This is a genomic window from Arthrobacter sp. AG367 (assembly GCF_007828995.1).
Lineage (GTDB): Bacteria > Actinomycetota > Actinomycetes > Actinomycetales > Micrococcaceae > Arthrobacter.
This window is the reverse complement of the sequence record NZ_VIVE01000001.1, coordinates 1,354,870-1,373,277: the sequence shown is the minus strand read 5'-3', so window position 1 is coordinate 1,373,277 and position 18,408 is coordinate 1,354,870. Positions and strand designations below refer to the sequence as shown.

The following is an 18,408-nucleotide window of genomic DNA, read 5'->3' as shown; positions in this document are numbered from 1 at the left end:
AGCCGCAGGTCGCTGTGGCAATTCATCTTTGATTCTATGGTGCACCCCACAGCCAGTCCATGACGGCGAATATGCCCCCAGCGAAACGCCCCGCCCTCCAGAAGGACATGACCGGAACGTTCAGGAAGCTCTCAGCAAACATCCGAGCTTGTTCCAGCGGGACGGTCCATAGTTAATGGCAGACGAGGATGAAAGGAAGTCCCATGACTGAGAATCAAACCCCAGGACCGGTCCCGGAGGACAGCCACGCGGGCAACCGGAACCCGTGGCAGCGGCAGGGCCAGCAGCAGGACGCGCAGCAGCCCGGTGACCGGCAGGTGGCCACTCAGTATGGGAACGGGACCGCGGACCAGGAGCCCGGCGGCTACAGCGGTGCGGAGCAGCGCGACCACACCCAGGAGTTGCCCGGAGCTCCACGTCCGGTGTATCCGCAGCGCCAGCCGTTTTACGGCCAGTCCGGATACTATGGCCAGCAGCAGCACCACGAAGGCCAGCCCGTTCACGGCGGGGGCCCCGGCACGCCGAACGGCAACGCCGGCTACACCCCCAATCCCAAGGACGCGCCGCGCCGGAAGGCAACCTTTGGCGTCGGTACCCTCGTGGCCAGCATCCTGGCAGCAGGCCTTGTGGGAGGCGGCGTGGCTACGGTGGGTGCCGGCGAACTGTTTGGGAACACCGGGTCCAGCACTTCAACCGTCGGCAGCAACAGCCAGCCCGGCACGGTCATCGTCAACAACAAGGACGACGTCAACGCCATTACCGCGGCTGCCGTGAAGGCCTCGCCCAGCGTCGTCACCATCAGTGCCACCAGCGGCAGCTCAGGGGGCACGGGTTCGGGCATCGTCCTTGACGACCAAGGCCACATCCTGACCAACACCCACGTGGTGACCCTCGATGGCCAGACTGCCAATGCCACCCTCGAAATCCGGACCAGTGACGGAAAGGTCCTGCCGGCAAAGCTGGTGGGCACCGACCCCCTGTCCGACCTCGCCGTCATCAAGGTGGACGACACGTCAAGCCTGACCCCTGCCACCCTCGGTGATTCCTCCAAGCTGAACGTGGGTGATACGGCCATCGCCATCGGTTCCCCGCTGGGGCTGACCGGAACGGTCACGGACGGCATCGTGTCCACGCTCAACCGGACCATCAGCGTTGCATCGTCCGCAGCCCCGAAGGGCGGCGACAACAGCCAGGGCGGCGACCAGGGCTTCCAGTTCGCCCCTCCGGGCGGCGGCCAGAGCCAGCAAAGCGCGGGCGAGGGATCCATCGCCATCAACGTCATCCAGACTGATGCTGCCATCAACCCTGGCAACTCCGGCGGCGCCCTGGTGAACAGCAAGGGCGAGATCATCGGCGTCAACGTCGCCATTGCTTCCGCGGGCTCCGGGACGTCCACTTCCCAGAGCGGCAACATCGGCGTGGGGTTCAGCATCCCGATCAACAACGCCAAGCGCGTCGCCCAGGAAATCATCGACACCGGCAAGGCCTCGCACGGCCAGCTGGGTGTCAGCGTCAAGGCCAAGACGTCGGGTGCCTCCTCCGAATTCTCGGTGGGGGCCGACGTGGCAACCGTTGACCCCAACTCTGCCGCAGGAAAAGCCGGTATCAAGGTCGGTGACGTCATCACCAAGTTCAACGACCTCACCATCGGCGAACCGAACCAGCTGACCGCGGCCGTCCGCGAACAGCCGGCGGGCTCCACCGTGAAGATCACGGTCCAGCGCAGCGGCAAGGAACAGACATTCGACGTCACGCTGGGTGCCGCAGCCAGCTGAGGCCAGGCAGCAACATCGTGCAGCAATGACGACGGCGGCGTTCCCATCCAAGGGGGCGCCGCCGTCGTCATGCTGAGCCACGGTGAGGGCCTGACACAGGCGTTAACGGAAGAGGGCGCAGGGGCGCGCCGATATGGTTAGCTAGGAGCTACCCGCCTGCCGGGCATTCCGCGGCCATGACCCACCCGGCTGGCTGTCCACAAGCATGGAAGGCTGCTGTAAACACAGTGGAAGAGACATTGAAGATCGTAGTCCTGGTCAAACATGTACCGGACGCCCAGTTCGACCGTCATCTCAACGGTGAGGGCAACACGGTGGACCGCGACGAAAGCATTCTGTCCGAGCTTGACGAGTACGCCCTCGAGGCAGCGCTGCAGCTGGCCGAGGCGAGGGGCGGGAGCAAAGCGGGCAACCAGGTCATCGCCCTGAGCATGGGACCCTCCGGAGCCGTCAACGCCGTCAAGAAGTCGCTGCAGATGGGCGCCACCGAGGGCGTTCATCTGACGGACGACGCCCTGGCCGGCTCGGACGCCGCGGCCACGTCGCTTGCGCTCGCAGCGGCCGTCCGCCACCTGGGCGACGTGGACCTGGTCATCACCGGCATGGCCTCCACCGACGGTGAAACCTCGCTTGTCCCGGCGCAGCTGGCGGAGCGGCTCGGGCTGCCCCAGGTGACCTTTGCCTCCACGCTGGAGGTCGACGGCGGCCGGCTGACGGCCCGCCGCGACGCCGACACCTCCTCGGAGACCGTAGAGGCGCCGCTGCCCGCCGTCGTATCCGTGACGGACCAGATCAACGAGCCCCGGTACCCCAACTTCAAGGGAATCATCGCAGCCAAGCGCAAGAGCATCACCACACTGTCCCTGGCCGACATCGGTGTGGACCCCGCCCAGGTCGGCTTCGCCGGTTCCTGGACCAGCGTGGCCAGCGCGGAACAGCGGCCGCCCCGGACTGCAGGGACCATCATCACCGACGAGGGCGACGCCGGCATCAAGCTGGTTGACTTCCTGGCCGCCCAGAAGCTGCTCTAAGAGGGACATCGACATGGCAAAAGTACTCGTATTCATCGACAACCCCGGCGAATCGCTCAAGAAGAGCAGCCTTGAGCTGCTGACCCTGGCCCGTTCCCTGGGCGGGGGCGCCGTGGCGCTCAACGGAGACCTTTCCGACGGCGCCGCAGCCACCTTCGCCGAATACGGCGTGGAAAGCATCCTGCGCCCGTCTGCCCAGGACCTGGATGACTTCCTGGTGGCACCCAAGGCCGCCTACGTGGCCGCCGCGGCTGAAGCCAGCGGCGCCGGCATCGTGCTGCTGGACAACTCGCCCGAAGGCAAGGAGATCGCGGCGCGGGCGGCTATCCGGTTGAACGCCGGGGTCATTACTGACGTGGTGGCCGTGGACCCGGACGGCACTGCCCACAAGTCCGTCCTGGCCGGCTCGTACAACACGGACTGCAAAGCCACCACCCCGGTTTCCGTGCTGACCCTGAAGGCCAACAACGTCACCCCGGAACCTGCCCCTGCACCCACAACGCCCGAAACAGCGACGGTTGAGGTCCCCGCGGTGGCTGCAGCCGCCCGGATCACGGCCCGTGAGCAGAAGGTGGCCAGCGGCCGGCCCGACCTCACGGACGCACGGATCGTGGTTGCCGGCGGACGCGGCATGGACGGCGACTTCGGCCCGGTGGAAGAGCTGGCCGATGCCCTCGGTGCCGCCGTGGGCGCCTCCCGTGCCGCCACGGACGCGGGCTGGATCAGCCACGATGCCCAGGTGGGGCAGACCGGCAAGACAGTTTCCCCGCAGCTGTACATCTCCGCAGGCATCTCCGGCGCCATCCAGCAAAAAGCCGGAATGCAGACGTCCAAGGTCATCGTTGCCGTGAACAAGGATGCCGAGTCCCCGGTCTTCGAGATTGCGGATTTCGGCATCATCGGCGATGTGTTCGAAGTCCTCCCGCAGGCCACCGCCGAGATCAAGAAGCGAAAAGGCTGAATCGTTGACTGCCTCCCACGGGCAGGCAGGGAGCCCGTTCAACCCGGACATACACCGGGTTGGGCGGGTGCTCTGTTTTGCGGCCCACCCTGACGACATCGATTTTGGCGCAGCCGGCACCGTTGCCGCCTGGACGGCGGCCGGCGTGGAGGTCAGCTACTGCATCATGACCGACGGCGACGCCGGCGGCTTCGACCCGGCGCACCGCGCGGACATCATCGCCATGCGCGACGCCGAGCAGCGCCGTGCCGCGGAACTGGTGGGCGTCACCGACATCCACTACCTTCACCAGCGGGACGGGTACCTCGAGCCGTCGCACGAGGTGATGAAAGGGGTGGTGCGGCTGATCCGGGAACTCCGTCCCGACGTCGTCCTCGCCATGCATCCGGAACGGAACTGGCAGCGGATCCAAAAGAGCCATCCCGACCACCTGGCCGTGGGGGAAGCGGTAACACGTGCCGTGTATCCCGCGCTCGAGAACCCGTTCGCCTACCCGGAACTGGCCGAAGCCGGCCTGGCAGCCTACAAGCTGCCGTGGCTGTGGCTTTACGCCGGACCCGAGGAACGGGAGAACCACTTCGTGGACGTCACCGCCCAGGTGGACGCCAAGCTGGCCGCCATCCATGTCCACGTCAGCCAGCATCCTGACGTGGCTGCCATGGAAGCCGCCGTCCGGCAGGGTATGCGGCTCAATGCCGCACGGGCCGGGCTGCCGGAGGGGCGCAGCGCGGAAGCCTTCCACGTGGTGGCAATCAACGGGCCCGGGACCATCGCAGGCTTTTGAGTTGGTAAAGCGCCCCCGGTTCCTTCCTCAGGAAGGAAACCGGGGGCGCTTTACTGTTTGACGGCTGATGCCGGGGCCGGGTCAGGCTCCCAGCGGGGCTGCCGCCACCGTGGGCAGGGTGGGGGCCTTGGACCCGCCCGCCGGCTCAACAGTGATTCCCAGTGAAGCGGCCGAGTGGATGCCCTGGACCACCGCAGGCTTGGACAGGGCCTGTTCGTCCATGAGGCCCTGCGACACCGGTGCGGAGCCGTCCTTGGGGATCAGCCACATCTGGTAGACCTTGCCCGCCGGGGGAGCGGGCACGCCGCTCATCTTCACTACGGCCGCGTCCTCCGATGCTGAAATCAGGAGGGTGGCCTTGCCGCCGCCCACCACGTTCACGGAAGCTTCGCGAAGGTCCCCGGCCCTGGCCACCTGGTTGACCGGATCGTTTTGGTCGGCAATGTAGGCGCCAACGCCCACGCCGCCCAGGGCAATGGCTGCTGCAGCTGCCACGCCGACCAGCCAGCGCCGGGCGCCGGAAGCGCCGCGCCGGTCCTCCCGGCGCTTGCGGGCCTGCGCCAGCTCATCGCGTGCGTCCGGCCCTGCAGGCTTGCCTTCAAATGGGGTGGGCGGGGTGCCTGCGGCCGGTACGGCTCCACCGGGCAGCCCCTCCTGCCCGGGGAATTGGGCAGGAAGCTGCGCAATGATCCGCTCGAAGAGGTCCGACGGGGGTTCTTCCTCCACCCGGAAAGTGCGCGCCAGCGCCTCGCGGGACTGCCGGACGCGGTCCAGGAAGGCCAGGCGCTCCGCTGCCGGGGCCGTGGAGATGTACTGGTCAATGGCGTCGCGTTCCTGCTCCGTGACCGCATCCAGGGCGTAGAGCTCGGCCAGGTCAACGGCGCGGCCTGACGCAAGGTCCATGGCGACAGTGTCGCCGAAGGAACCCGAACGTCCACTGCGCCCTTCGTCCATACCGCTCATCTCAACTCACCCCCAAACAGGTCTTCAATCGGATCAGTCCATCGCGGATGCGGGACTTGATGGTGGGCACGGCTGCGTTCAGCCGTTCGGCGACCTCCCGGTAGGTGAGGCCGCCGTAGTAGGCAAGGCGCACGGATTCCTGCTGTGTTTCGGTCAGCGTCCCCAGGCAGCGGACCACCGCCTCAGCCTCAAGCCGGCTGCCCACTTCGTCGGAAACACTGTCGTGGTCGATGTCCTGCGTGCTGGCCCCGTACCTGGCTTCCCTGTCGGTGGAAGACTGCGACGAGCGCACCTTGTCCACGGCCCGCCGGTGCGAGATGGTCATCAGCCAGGAAAGCGGGCTCCCTGCCTGCGGATCGAACTTCGCCGCGTTCTGCCAGACCTGCAGGAAGACTTCCTGGGTGGTGTCCTCGCTGAGTTCGGGATCGATCAGGACGCGCCGTGCCATGCCGAAGACCCTGCGGGACGTCAACTGGTAGAACTCGGCGAACGCCGCCTGGTCTCCGCGGGCGATGCCCGCGAGCAGGATTGACAGGCGTTGGCTGAGGTCTGCCGGCGGGTCAGTCACCGCGGCGGAGCCCTCGGAATTTGGCGCGTTGGGAGTTTCCATTAAGTCCAAGCATAAGTCTCCGGGCGGCGAATCCTGAGCACTGCCGTGCCGGTTGCGGCTTGCCTGCCTGGATCCTGACTCCAGTAGTGTCACCTGCCGCTCCTTGCTCCGCTCGAATGTCGTCAAGAGTCATTCGAGGCCGGAGGCGGGGCGGATGGGACGGCGGCTGAAGAATTTGCATGGCTCCTGGGAGGGGACGCCGGTCCGGACGACTGCTACAGCCTGGCCCCCGCAAAACCTTGCTGGCGCCAGGCCTCATACACGGCAATCGAGGCGGCGTTTGCGAGGTTCAGGGAACGCAGGGCCGGCAGCATGGGCAGGCGCACGGTGGCCGTTACATGGGGGTCGGTCTTCAGTTCCGCCGGCAGTCCCACGGATTCACGGCCGAACATCAGTACATCACCGGGACGGTAGGTGATGTCCGTGTAGCTGGTGGTGCCGTCAGAGGTGAAGGCGTAAACGTTCCCGGGCTGAAGGTGCTCCCAGGCGGCTTCGATCGACTTGTGCACAGTGACGACGGCGAGGTCGTGGTAGTCGAGGCCCGCCCGGCGGAGTTTTGCGTCAGAGAAGTCGAACCCCAGGGGTTCCACAAGGTGCAGCTCTGCGCCGGTGATTGCGGCAAGGCGGATGGCGTTGCCGGTATTGCCGGGGATTTCTGGGGCATGGAAAAGGATGCGGAACACCTCCCCATCCTAGCGATCCGTTCTTAGTGCATTCCCCGCAGCAGCCTTGCGAGGACCGGAACGTTGACGGTGTTCGGGGCAGGGCCCGATGCCAGGAACTCCTTCAGGCCGCGCACCATGCCGGCGGCATTGACGATCTGGACGGTCTCCAGGGCGCCCGCGGGGCGCCGGTGGTGGTCGATCACGGGTTCGTGGAGGTTGCCGTCCGGGCTGTGCACCACGGTCCATCCGGTGACGTTGAGCTCGGGAAAGATGTCCTGCATGGCCCACACCACGCGGGCGAGCTGCGGTGGTGCCACCGCGCGGCCGCCGTGGTTGAGGGTCCGGCCGTCCCATGCATAGGCGCCCTTGGGCAGCAGCATGGAGTTGACCAGGGCCAGCCGGTAGCCGGACAGGACCGCGTGGTCGATGTGGCTGTTGTCCGCGGGCGACTGCAGGCCGTTGATGAGCCGGGCGGCCGGGATGGCCGGAAGCACCTGCCGGGTCATGAGCTGAACGGTGCGCATCTCTCGCTGGATGCGGGCCTCGGCACCGAAGATACCCCGTTTCCGCGGCATCCCGTGTACCTGTTGGCGGGCCTGGGCAAGGGGAATGAGCGGGACCGTGGAGCCGGCTGCCTCGTACGGCGGAACGTAGACCGGCGGGTCGCCTGCGGTGTTCCTGCCGTTGTCCGGCCTGCGGACGGTGGCAGAGGCCCGGCTTCCGGCGGCGGGCGCATCAAAGTGGGCGCCGCCGTCGGACGTGTCACGGACCGCACCCGCGCCATAGGTGCGGTCGTAGGCTTTCCGGCGCTGCGGATCGATGAGGGTCTCGTACGCGGCGGTCACCCGGCGGAAGGTTGCGGCGTCACCCCCGTGGTCCGGGTGTGCCGCCCTGGCAGCGCGCCGGTACGCCACCTTGATTTCCTTTTCGGTGGCGGTGACGGCCACGCGAAGGACCTGGTAGTGGGAGCTGCTGCTCTCGGTCAAGATCTTCCTTTTCTTGATGCGCGGCGTCTTAATTCTCCGCAGGGAAAGCAAAGTGCCCGCCCAGTCTAGCCAGCACGGTTGATGGGCCTGCCGTAACAACGAATGTCCGGGGCTTCCAGGTTCCCGGCGGACGGCGTCTAGACTCTTGCCTGCGCGGCCGGACACCGGCCGAAGGGGATGCGACGGACTGGAGACGGATATGCCGACGACGGCGGGACGGGCCGGCAGGGCATGGAACCGGGGAGTGCGGCCCGCCATTGCAGGCCTGGTTGCGGTGCTTCTTGGCGGCTGCAGCGTGGACGTCCGGGATCCTTCCGTGCCTGCTGCCCCTGCCAGCACGCCCGTTCTGTCCACGCCAACCATCACCCCGGGCCACGACGCCGCTGCAGTGGCGGGACGGGACCTGCCCTTTGCCGCCGGTGGCACCTTGGCGCCCGGGGTGCCGGTGGGAATTTCTGACGGGCTGAAGGACGTGCCCGGCTGGAAGGTCACCAAGGACAACGTGTCGGACGCCAGCGAATACGTCAAGGCGGATGGGTGCGTTGTCGCCGCACGGGTCAGTACAGGCCAGGGGCCGCTGGTCCGCGGCGATGACCGTGAATCGTCTGTCGCCCTTTTCCAGTACCTGGACGCCACCATCCAGCCCTCGTACCTGAAGACCGGGACTTTGCGGTGGGGTGGTACCCCCGAGGCTCCCGGCAAGAATGTGGAAGTGCTGGCGCTGGAGCAGACGGCTCCCGGCGGAAGGTCCACCGCCGTGCTGGCGAGGGTCTTCGGCACCGCAGGCTCCTCGGCCTATATATCCGTGTCCTGCCCGGATCCGGCCACCTTGGCCACGGCGCGCGACGAGGTGGTCCGCTACCTGCCGTTGCTGCCTCCGTCTGCTTGAGCCCGGACAGCGTGCATGCATGGGCCCTGTTGCAGGGCTGGGGCGCGGGGTCCGGCTCGTAAAACCGCCGGCGGCTGGAGGGCTCAGCTGCCGGCGGCTTTGGGTGTGCACAACGCTCCGCGCCGTGAGTAATGCTGTGCGCTGTCTGTAGTGCTTGCGCCTGGCCGGCGCCAGCGGCGTCAGGCAGCAGTTCGGCTGGTCCCCATCGACAGCCGGTTAAGGGCCAGCGCGCCGACCAGCAGCCCGAAGTCCCGGAGGGCCACGTCGTAGAAACTTCCCAGCAGGAGCAGGTTGATGATGATCCCTGCCAGCCACGCCGCCACGAGCAGCGAACCATACTTCGGCCGGACAGCCACGACGATGCCCGCGATGATCTCCACTGCGCCGACGATGTACATGAAGGTCTGGGGCGGCAGCGGCACCACCGCTGTTGCCTGGGGCGCCAGGTAGATGGTCCAGTCAGTCAGGATGTTCGTGAACTTGTCCAGGCCGAAAAGGACCGGGGCAACGGTGAAGACGGTACGCAGCAGCACGAACGCCTGCCGGGCCGCCGGCATGGTGGTTGATGCGTGCTGGGCCCGCACTGCCGATGCTGATTTCATGGTGTTCTCCTTCTAAAAGTAGGTATTCCCATTTTAGAAAGCGCACGTTCTATAATCAATAGATCTTGACTTTGGATTGGTGGGCATTATGTACCGACTTCCCTGGGCTGACAGGATTGCTGCCGTTGCCTCGCTGACGGACGCCAAGAGGCTGCATCTTTTCGAGCTCGTGGCATCATCACCACGGCCGCTGGGGCGCGACGATGTTGCCGAGGCCGCAGGCATGGCCCGCAGCACAGTGTCATTCCACCTGGACAGGCTGGTCCAGGACGGTTTGCTGGCCGTGGAGTTCCACAAGCCCGCAGGAAGGACGGGGCCGGGCTCCGGCCGCCCCGCCAAGATGTACCGGACAGTGGGGAGTGAAATCGGTGCGTCGGTGCCGGACCGGAACTATGACCTTGCCGGGGAACTCATGGCGGCCGCAATCGAAGCCTCCCAGGCCGACGGCGCGCCTGTGGCTGAGTCGCTCCGCGCGGCCGCCTTCCTGAAGGGCCGGGAACTGGCGGAAGCGGCGGGGGACCTGGAAGAGTTCCTGACCGAATCGGGCTACCAGCCAGAGCACGACGGCGAGGGCGGTTACCTGCTTCCCAACTGCCCGTTCCACCGCCTGTCGCGGGCACATGCGGCAGTGGTGTGCGATATGAACGGCGCCTTCCTGCGCGGGGCCGCGGTGGGGTGTGGCAGTCCGGAAGAGCGCGTTGCCCCGGCTGCCGGCGCCGGCCATTGCTGCGCGAGGATTACCGGCGGGGACTGACCGGCTCCCCGGGGATGCGGCGGCAGGCCACGATAGAATTGGAGGATGCCCGCCTACCTCGACCATGCCGCCACCACTCCGCTGTCCGCAGCGGCGCTCGCCGCCCTGACGCGTGAACTGGCCCGGACCGGGAACCCGTCGTCGCTTCATGGATCGGGACGCCGGGCGCGCCGTGCCGTTGAGGATGCGCGCGAGGTGATCGCAGCGGCCGCGGGAGCCCACCCCTCCGAGGTAATTTTCACCTCCGGAGGCACCGAATCGGACAACCTCGCAGTGAAGGGCATGTACTGGTCCCGCGTGGCAGAGGACCCACGCCGGCGCCGCATCCTTTGCTCCGCCGTCGAACATCATGCGGTGCTGGACACCGTCGAATGGCTCGAACGCCACGAGGGTGCCGACGTGACATGGCTGCCGGTGGACGGCAAGGGTGTCCTGGACCTCGACGTCCTCGAAGCCGAGCTCGCGCGCGACCCCGCCGCCGTGGCCCTGGTGACCGTGATGTGGGCGAACAACGAGGTGGGCACCATCCAGCCCATCCACCGGGTGGTTGAGCTGGCCCATGCCGCCGGCGTCCCCGTGCACTCGGACGCCGTCCAGGCATTCGGCTCCGTCCCGGTGCACTTCAAGGAATCGGGCCTGGACGCGATGTCCATCTCCGGACACAAGATCGGCGGCCCGGTGGGCGTGGGCGCACTCCTGCTGGGCCGCGCTGTCAAACTGACGCCGGTACAGCACGGCGGCGGCCAGGAACGTGACGTCCGCTCCGGCACGCTGGACACCGCCTCCATCGCTGCCTTCGCTGCCGCCGCGGAGGCCGTCACCGCCGGGCTGCCGGCGGAAGCGGCGCGGATTGCCGCACTGCGTGACCGCCTGATCGAGGGCGTCCGGGAAAGCGTTCCGGAGGCCGTCCTCCGCGGGGCACCCCACGGCGGCCGGCTGCCAGGCAACGCCCATTTCACGTTCCCCGGCTGCGAAGGTGACTCGCTGCTGTTCCTTCTTGACCTGGCCGGCGTCGAATCATCCACCGGCTCGGCGTGCACCGCCGGCGTGCCGCGGCCATCCCACGTGCTGCTCGCCATGGGCCTGGACGAGGAAACGGCACGCGGAGCCCAGCGTTTCAGCCTGGGGCACGCGTCCACCGAGGCCGACGTTGATGCTTTGCTGAGGGCGCTTCCGGAGGCTTATGCGCGGGCCCGCCAGGCCGGCATGGCCGGGCACGAGTCCTCCATCCAGACAGCAGGAACCGTGGCGCGGCAGGCGCTGCGCGGCGTGTGAACGCGCCACCCGACGTTCTTCGTGCCCATACCGGCCTGGATCGTGCCGGCCGATTTGCCTGCCACCGTAGAATAGATAGGCGAAGATCGTTTCCGCTGCCGGTGGGTCCCATCCCGGCCCGGAAAAACATATCCCTCAACAGAAGGCCAGCATGCGAGTACTAGCAGCCATGAGCGGCGGAGTGGACTCCGCTGTTGCCGCCGCCCGCGCGGTGGAGGCCGGGCACGACGTCGTCGGCGTCCACCTGGCCCTCTCGCGCATGCCCGGCACCCTGCGCACGGGCAGCCGAGGCTGCTGCACCATTGAGGACTCCCGGGATGCCTGGCGCGCCTGCGACGTTTTGGGCATTCCCTATTACGTGTGGGATTTCTCGGAGCGCTTCAAGGAAGACGTCGTCCAGGACTTCATCGATGAATACGCGGCCGGCAGGACGCCCAACCCCTGCATGCGCTGCAACGAACGCATCAAGTTCGCGGCCCTGCTGGAAAAGGCCATCGCCCTGGGCTTTGATGCCGTGTGCACCGGCCACTACGCCAAGGTGATCGAAGACGCCCACGGTAACCGGGAACTGCACCGCGCCGCGGACTGGGCCAAGGACCAGAGCTACGTCCTTGGCGTCCTCACCCACGAACAGCTCAAGCACTCCATGTTCCCGCTGGCCGACACCCCGTCCAAGGCCGAGGTGCGTGCCGAAGCGGAGCGGCGGGGCCTGTCTGTCGCCAACAAGCCGGACAGCCATGACATTTGCTTCATTCCCGACGGCGACACGGCGGGTTGGCTTGCGGAAAAAATCGACATGACCACCGGCGACATTGTCGACGAGACCGGCGCGAAGGTGGGGGAGCACCCAGGAGCCAACGCGTTCACGGTCGGCCAGCGGCGCGGACTAAAACTCGGAACTCCCGCTGCCGACGGCAAGCCCCGCTTCGTCCTGGAAATCCGGCCCAAGGAAAACAAGGTGGTGGTGGGTCCCGAGGCGCTGCTGGCGATCGACGAGATCCGCGGCATCAAGGTGTCCTGGGCGGGACTTCCGATCGCCGAGGTGGAAACGGGAGCTGAGTTCGACTGCTACGCCCAGGTCCGGGCGCACGGGGACCCGGTGCCGGCCACTGCCAGGATGGAGCCTGCCACGGACGGAGCCGGAGGCCAGCTGGTGGTCCGGCTGGTGACGCCCCTGAGGGGGGTGGCCCCCGGCCAGACAGTGGTGCTCTACCAGGGCAGCCGGGTACTGGGCCAGGCCACCATCGACACCGCCCGGTCGCTGCAGCGCGCCGCGCTCTAGCCACACGATCCCAAAGCACCGTCCCGGTTGTCGCCGGGGCGGTGCTTTGGCGTTTCCGGCCGATTCCTGTCCCTCAGGCGCCTGCATCCGCAGTCCGACCAGTGGGCAGGGGTACCAATGAGATAAATTTTGTGTTTCAACTCACAAATTGGCCGTCCCGAGGGCTGACTCTCTGATTGAATCTAGGGATCAGCCCTGTGCTCCGGGGCAGGGGCACACACGCCCATGTGCCCGGAGCGCACGTTCTCATCGGACAGAAAGCTCACAGATGACGAAGAGCAACAAAGCCCTGCATGGCGCGATCGCGCTGGCAGGCATTTCCGCGCTGGCAATGACGGCCTGCACAGGCCCGTCCGGAGGCGGAAGCAGCACAGCATCGGGAAGTGCAGGCAGCATCATTGCTTACGGCACCACCGACAAAGTCACTGCCCTGGACCCGGCGGGGTCGTACGACAACGGTTCGTTCATGGTGATGAACCAGATCTACTCCTTCCTGATGAACTCCAAGCCCGGCGGCGCCGAACCTGCACCGGACCTGGCCGAATCGGGTTCCTTTACTAAACCCACGGAATTCACGGTCAAGATGAAGAGCGGCCTTAAATGGGCCAATGGGCACGTACTGGACTCCAAAGACGTGAAGTTTTCGTTCGACCGCCAGGTCAAGATCGCTGATCCCAATGGGCCTGCATCCCTGCTGACCAACATCCAGTCCATTGCCACCCCGGATGCCACCACAGTGGTGTTCACCCTCAAGCAGGCCAACGATCAGACCTTCACCCAGATCCTGCAAAGTCCCGCGGCCCCCATTGTCGACGATGAAGTCTTCCCGGCGGACAAACTCCTCAGTGACGAGGAGATCGTCAAGGCCAAGGCCTTCCACGGCCAGTACGTTATCGACTCCTACAACAAGAACACGCTGGTGAGCCTCACGGCTTGGCCCGATTACAACGGTGTCCTCGGCAAACCGGCCAATTCCGGCGCCACCATTAAGTACTACACCGACCAGACCAACATGAAGCTGGAAGTCAAGGGTGGGCAGATCGACGTTGCCAACCGCAGCCTCAGCGCCACGGACATTGACGACCTCAAAAAGGACTCCAACGTCAAGGTCAACGTCGGCCCCGGCGGCGAGATGCGGTACATCGTCTTCAACTTCGACACCATGCCCTTTGGTGCCAAGACTCCCGAAGCAGATCCTAAGAAGGCGCTGGCCGTGCGGCAGGCCATGGCCAACCTCGTTGACCGCCAGGCCATTTCCGACCAGGTCTACAAGGGCACCTATCTGCCCATGTGGTCCAATGTTCCGTCCGGTTTCCTCGGCGCCAACGAATCCTTCAAGCAGGCGTACGGCGACGGAAGCGGCAAGCCGAGCCTGGACAAGGCGAAGAAGGTCCTCAGCGACGCCGGCATCAGCGGTCCGGTCAATCTCAAACTGCAGTACAACCCGGACCACTATGGCAAGTCCTCGGGTGACGAATATGCCATGGTCAAGGACCAATTGGAGAAGAGCGGCCTCTTTACCGTAGATCTGCAGTCCACCGAGTGGGTCACCTACAACTCGGCATCGAAGAAGGACAGCTACCCCGTCTTCCAGCTTGGCTGGTTCCCGGACTTCAGTGATGCGGACAACTACCTGACCCCCTTCTTCCCTAAGGGCGGCTTCTTCAACAACCACTACTCCAACACCGACGTCGAAGCGCTGATTGCCAAGCAGTTGGTCACTGCCGACAAATCGGAGCGTGTTAAGACTATCCAGGACATTCAAAACCAACTGGCCAAGGACATTTCCACCCTGCCGCTGCTGCAGGGAGCCCAGGTGGCCGTTTCAGGGAAAAACGTGAAGGGCGTGGATTCCACATTGGACGCATCCTTCAAGTTCAGGCTCGGGACCGTTTCCAAGTAATCACCAATCCGCCAGCTTAGGAGGTGGGGCCTGCGCGGCTCCGCCTCCTAACTGTTGGCCCCATATCTTTCGTTTTCTTACCAAGCAGGGACAGCATGGCCACAATGATCGATGCGCCGCCGCCAACGGTAGCGCCGCCCAAATCCAAATCCGCGGGAGGTGGCCTCGGGAGATACATCCTGATCCGCTTCCTGCTTATCTTTCCGACGATCTTCATCCTCGTCACCCTGGTCTTCTTCCTGATGCGGATCACTGGCGATCCCATCACCGCATCCCAAGGCGGACGCCTGCCGCAGGAGCAGATTGATGCGTTGATCCACCAGGCTGGTTATGACCGGAGCCTGTTCATTCAGTACGTCGAGTACCTTGGCAACATCGCCACAGGCAACTTCGGAAGGACCATCTCAGACGGGCGGCCCGTCATCGAGATGCTGACCACTTTCGGGGCCGCCACGCTGGAACTGAGCATCAATGCCTTGATCGTGGCGCTGCTGGTGGGGATTCCGCTGGGGATGTTTGCCGCCCACAAACGCGATAAGGTTCCGGACGCCCTCCTGCGGTTGTTTGCCATTCTTTGCTACGCCACTCCTGTCTTCTTCGCAGGTCTGCTGCTGAAGCTGGTCTTTTCCGTAGGCTTGGGCTGGTTCCCCGTCGCGGGCCGTGCATCCACCACAACGGAACTGGCGATGGGCAGGCTGGCAGCGCCCAGCCGGATCTACTGGCTGGACGCCCTGCGCAGCGGTGACCTGGCAGCTTTTGGCGACATCGTCCACCACGCGGTTCTGCCTGCCGTCGCCCTCGGCCTGCTTACAGCCGGTGTTTTCCTGCGCCTGGTCCGCACCAACGTCATTGGCACCCTGGGCAAGGATTATGTTGAGGCCGGCCGCTCCCGTGGAGTCAGCGAATTCCGGCTTGTGACAAAGCATGCCTACAAGCCGGCCCTGATCCCCATCATCACCGTTATGGGCCTGCAGATCGCCTTGATGCTCGGCGGCGCAGTGCTGACGGAAACCACTTTTGAGTGGAAAGGCCTTGGGTATCAGCTGGCGCAGTACCTGACGGCGCGTGACTTTGTTGCGGTCCAGGGGATAGTCATGCTTCTGGCCGTCATCGTTGCGGTCACCAATTTCGTGGTGGATATTGCGGCCGCCCTGATTGATCCGCGGGTGAGGTACTGATGAATAACGAAGCCCTGCCCCATCCCAAAAAGCCGCTGCTCGACCGCCTGCCGGTGGCGTCCCACATCCGCCAAAGCGTTGGCCTGCAGCGCACGATGCTGCTGATCGGCGTCGTGCTTTGTGTTGTTTTTGTGGTGGCTGCTGTTTTCGCGCCGCTGCTGGCGCCCTATGGTTTCTCCCAGATTTCCGATGAAGCAGGCTCGTTTCCGGCCCAGGCGGAACCGGGTGGCAAGCACCCATGGGGGACGACTGTTGGAGGCTACGACGTCCTGTCACGCGTGATCTGGGGATCACAGACAGCCGCAGCGGTGCTTGTGGCCGCTGTCGTGATGTCAATCTTCCTCGGGGTATTTCTGGGGCTCGTCAGTGGCTACATTGGTGGCTGGCTGGACCGGGTTCTTGTGGTGGTTGCTGATGCCATCTATGCCTTTCCGACCCTCCTCGTAGCGATCGTTATGTCCATCGCGATCAATAAGGGGCAGTCCGGATTCTGGGGTGGAATCCTCGCCTGCGGGCTGGCAATCACCGCAGTGTTTGTCCCGCAGTACTTCCGGGTGATACGTGCCGAAACCATACGGCTGAAAGCCGAACCGTTCGTGGAATCCGCCCAGGTGGTAGGCGCCTCCAGCGCCAGGATCATCGGCCGGCACATTTTCGCCAACGCCACCAGGACCCTGCCATTGATCTTCACCCTCAACGCATCGGAAGCCATCCTGACTTTGGCAGGGCTGGGCTTCCTGGGCTTTGGCATTGAGCCGAGCTCCGCTGCGGAATGGGGATTTGACCTGAACAAGGCACTTTCCGATGCCTCCTCGGGCATCTGGTGGACCGGTGTCTTCCCTGGCTTGGCCATAGTCCTGACGGTCGTCGGACTTACCTTGGTCGGGGAGAGCATTAATGACCTGAACGACCCGCGCCTGCGCGGACGCAAGCGTGCCGGCGGCACGGCGCCGGCCCCGGTGGCCAATGAGGCCATCGCTGCAGAAGTGAGGAATTCATGACAGGCAACATCGACCCGTCGCCGGTACACCAGCCCGACGCCGGCCAGCACGTGCTCGACATCGACCACCTGCAGGTCACGTTCGCCACGGACGCAGGCGACGTCCACGCAGTCAAGGACGTGAGCCTCAACGTCAGGAAGGGTGAGGTCCTTGCCATCGTGGGGGAGTCCGGCTCCGGCAAGACCGTCACGGCCAAAACCATCCTGGGCCTGCTCCCGGAAACCGCCACGAGTTCCGGCGCGGTCCTGATCAACGGCACCAACATCATCAGCCTCAGTCCGCACCGGCTGCGGCAGATCCGCGGCCGGGATGTGGCCATGGTGTTCCAGGAGCCGTCCACGGCCCTGAACCCCGTATTCACAGTGGGCTGGCAGATCGCCGAGGGGATTCGCGCCCACGCCGCCGTGGATGGCGGAGGCCGCGTCTCGGCAAAGGAGGCCAAAACACGGGCAATCGAGGCGCTCCGCAAGGTGGGCATCCCTGACCCGGAACACCGCGTCAACTATTACCCGCACCAGTTCTCCGGAGGGCAGAAGCAGCGCGTGGTGATCGCCGCCGCGCTGGCGCTGAACCCCGGACTGATTGTCGCCGACGAGCCCACCACCGCCCTCGACGTCACCGTCCAGGCCGAGATCCTGGAGCTGCTGCGAGACCTTCGCGACAAGTACGGCACGTCCATAGTGCTGATCACGCACAACATGGGCGTGGTGGCTGACCTGGCGGACCGCGTGGTGGTGATGTACCAGGGCGACGTTGTGGAGGAAGCCCCGGCGAAGACGTTGTTCGCTGAACCCCGCCAGGACTACACCCGCAAGCTGCTGGCTGCAGTCCCGCACCTGGGCCGGAATTCCGCGTCCGCAGGCCTTACCGAACGGCGCCACCAGGATGAGGAAGTCCTTGTGGCTGCGGACAACCTGGTCATCGAGTATCCGGGGCGGCTCGGCACCCCCGCTTTCAAGGCCGTGGACGGCGTCAGCTTCACCCTGTCCAGGGGTGAGGTTTTCGGCCTGGTGGGCGAATCGGGGTCCGGCAAGACCACCATCGGGCGGGCCATCGCCGGGCTCAACCGGACCACCGGCGGCAGCCTGAAGGTGCTGGGCTATGAGATGCTCAACCTTCGCGAACGCACTTTCAAGCCGCTCCGCAAGGACATCGGCTTCGTGTTCCAGGACCCCGCCGCCTCCTTCAACCCGCAGCTGACCATCGGGGAATGCATCGCCGAACCTATGGTCATCCACACAAATCCAAGCCCGGCCCAGGCGCGGAAACGCGTCGGTGAGCTGCTCGAATCAGTCCAGCTGCCGGCGTCGTACGCGGCCCGTTACCCGCACGAACTGTCCGGCGGCCAGCGGCAGCGGGCATCACTGGCGCGGGCGCTGAGCCTGAACCCGCGGCTGCTGATAGCGGATGAGCCGACGTCGGCCCTGGACGTTTCGGTGCAGGCAAAGGTCCTGGAGCTGTTCAGGGACATCCAGGAGGAGTTCGGCTTCGGCTGCCTGTTCATCAGCCATGACCTGGCTGTAGTGGACATCCTGTCCTCGTGGGTGGGCGTGCTGTACAAGGGCAAGCTGGTGGAGCAGGGGATCGGAAGCCAGGTCATGGGGAACCCCCAGCATGACTACACGCGCCGGCTGATCGCCTCCCTGCCCGTGCCGGACCCGGCCGAACAGGCCAAACGCCGGGAGGAGCACCGGGCGCTCCTGGGCATCTGACCCTCCAGGCCCGCAGTGTGGGGCGCCGATGCCGGCG

The 18,408-nt window shown here is 65.5% G+C and carries 17 protein-coding genes; 12 read left to right on the top strand and 5 right to left on the bottom strand.

Going from position 1 to position 18,408, the window contains the following annotated elements; genetic code table 11:
• Nucleotides 1-203 precede the first annotated feature (203 nt).
• The 4 genes from FB478_RS06360 (at nt 204) to FB478_RS06345 (ending at nt 4,551) form a co-directional block, all read left to right on the top strand.
• Nucleotides 204-1,775: a S1C family serine protease gene (locus FB478_RS06360; RefSeq protein WP_056388129.1), complete on the top strand. Its 1,572-nt coding sequence runs from the start codon at nt 204-206 to the stop codon at nt 1,773-1,775.
• A gap of 239 nt (nt 1,776-2,014) precedes the next feature.
• Nucleotides 2,015-2,806, top strand: coding sequence for an electron transfer flavoprotein subunit beta/FixA family protein (locus FB478_RS06355; protein ID WP_018768539.1), 792 nt, complete (start codon nt 2,015-2,017; stop codon nt 2,804-2,806).
• Nucleotides 2,807-2,819: 13 nt separating this feature from the next.
• On the top strand, nt 2,820-3,767 hold the full coding sequence (locus FB478_RS06350; RefSeq protein WP_018768538.1) for an electron transfer flavoprotein subunit alpha/FixB family protein: 948 nt from the start codon (nt 2,820-2,822) through the stop codon (nt 3,765-3,767).
• Between the two features lie 4 nt (nt 3,768-3,771).
• The gene (locus FB478_RS06345) at nt 3,772-4,551 is read left to right on the top strand and encodes a PIG-L deacetylase family protein (protein WP_134163787.1); all 780 of its coding nucleotides are present in this window, start codon (nt 3,772-3,774) and stop codon (nt 4,549-4,551) included.
• 81 nt (nt 4,552-4,632) lie between these two features.
• Here FB478_RS06345 and FB478_RS06340 read toward each other — a convergent pair whose 3' ends face one another.
• The 4 genes from FB478_RS06340 to FB478_RS06325 form a co-directional block, all read right to left on the bottom strand.
• Nucleotides 4,633-5,505 carry an anti-sigma factor gene (locus FB478_RS06340; protein WP_134163902.1) on the bottom strand — a complete coding sequence of 291 codons (873 nt, stop codon included), beginning with the start codon at nt 5,503-5,505 and terminating at the stop codon, nt 4,633-4,635.
• Between the two features lie 10 nt (nt 5,506-5,515).
• A complete protein-coding gene (locus FB478_RS06335; RefSeq protein ID WP_018768535.1) occupies nt 5,516-6,124 on the bottom strand; it encodes a sigma-70 family RNA polymerase sigma factor in 609 nt (202 codons plus the stop codon).
• A gap of 215 nt (nt 6,125-6,339) precedes the next feature.
• Nucleotides 6,340-6,807, bottom strand: coding sequence for a tRNA (cytidine(34)-2'-O)-methyltransferase (locus FB478_RS06330; protein WP_134163788.1), 468 nt, complete (start codon nt 6,805-6,807; stop codon nt 6,340-6,342).
• A gap of 23 nt (nt 6,808-6,830) precedes the next feature.
• Nucleotides 6,831-7,775 carry a DnaJ domain-containing protein gene (locus FB478_RS06325; protein WP_144599967.1) on the bottom strand — a complete coding sequence of 315 codons (945 nt, stop codon included), beginning with the start codon at nt 7,773-7,775 and terminating at the stop codon, nt 6,831-6,833.
• 199 nt (nt 7,776-7,974) lie between these two features.
• Here FB478_RS06325 and FB478_RS06320 point away from each other — a divergent pair, with 199 nt between their 5' ends.
• Nucleotides 7,975-8,664, top strand: a complete 690-nt coding sequence (locus FB478_RS06320; RefSeq protein ID WP_261377349.1) for a hypothetical protein — start codon at nt 7,975-7,977, stop codon at nt 8,662-8,664.
• A gap of 179 nt (nt 8,665-8,843) precedes the next feature.
• Here the strand turns inward: FB478_RS06320 and FB478_RS06315 are convergent, their stop codons facing one another.
• A complete protein-coding gene (locus FB478_RS06315) occupies nt 8,844-9,266 on the bottom strand; it encodes a hypothetical protein (RefSeq protein ID WP_134163790.1) in 423 nt (140 codons plus the stop codon).
• A gap of 88 nt (nt 9,267-9,354) precedes the next feature.
• On the opposite strand from FB478_RS06315, the gene FB478_RS06310 reads away from it, so the two are divergent.
• The 7 genes from FB478_RS06310 (at nt 9,355) to FB478_RS06280 (ending at nt 18,371) form a co-directional block, all read left to right on the top strand.
• Nucleotides 9,355-10,020 carry a metalloregulator ArsR/SmtB family transcription factor gene (locus tag FB478_RS06310; protein ID WP_056388119.1) on the top strand — a complete coding sequence of 222 codons (666 nt, stop codon included), beginning with the start codon at nt 9,355-9,357 and terminating at the stop codon, nt 10,018-10,020.
• Between the two features lie 45 nt (nt 10,021-10,065).
• A complete protein-coding gene (locus FB478_RS06305; RefSeq protein WP_144599966.1) occupies nt 10,066-11,295 on the top strand; it encodes a cysteine desulfurase family protein in 1,230 nt (409 codons plus the stop codon).
• A 151-nt stretch (nt 11,296-11,446) separates the two neighbouring features.
• Entirely contained in the window at nt 11,447-12,577 is a 1,131-nt protein-coding gene (mnmA, locus tag FB478_RS06300) for a tRNA 2-thiouridine(34) synthase MnmA (protein ID WP_056388115.1), read from the top strand.
• Between the two features lie 268 nt (nt 12,578-12,845).
• Nucleotides 12,846-14,480, top strand: a complete 1,635-nt coding sequence (locus FB478_RS06295; protein ID WP_056388114.1) for an ABC transporter substrate-binding protein — start codon at nt 12,846-12,848, stop codon at nt 14,478-14,480.
• Nucleotides 14,481-14,575: 95 nt separating this feature from the next.
• A complete protein-coding gene (locus FB478_RS06290) occupies nt 14,576-15,658 on the top strand; it encodes an ABC transporter permease (RefSeq protein WP_018768526.1) in 1,083 nt (360 codons plus the stop codon).
• Complete coding sequence (locus tag FB478_RS06285) at nt 15,658-16,659, top strand: ABC transporter permease (RefSeq protein ID WP_018768525.1); 1,002 nt, start codon at nt 15,658-15,660, stop codon at nt 16,657-16,659. Before FB478_RS06290 ends, FB478_RS06285 begins: the two co-directional genes overlap by 1 nt.
• Nucleotides 16,656-18,371, top strand: a complete 1,716-nt coding sequence (locus tag FB478_RS06280; protein ID WP_144599965.1) for an ABC transporter ATP-binding protein — start codon at nt 16,656-16,658, stop codon at nt 18,369-18,371. The genes FB478_RS06285 and FB478_RS06280 overlap by 4 nt, the downstream gene beginning before the upstream one ends.
• Nucleotides 18,372-18,408 lie beyond the last annotated feature (37 nt).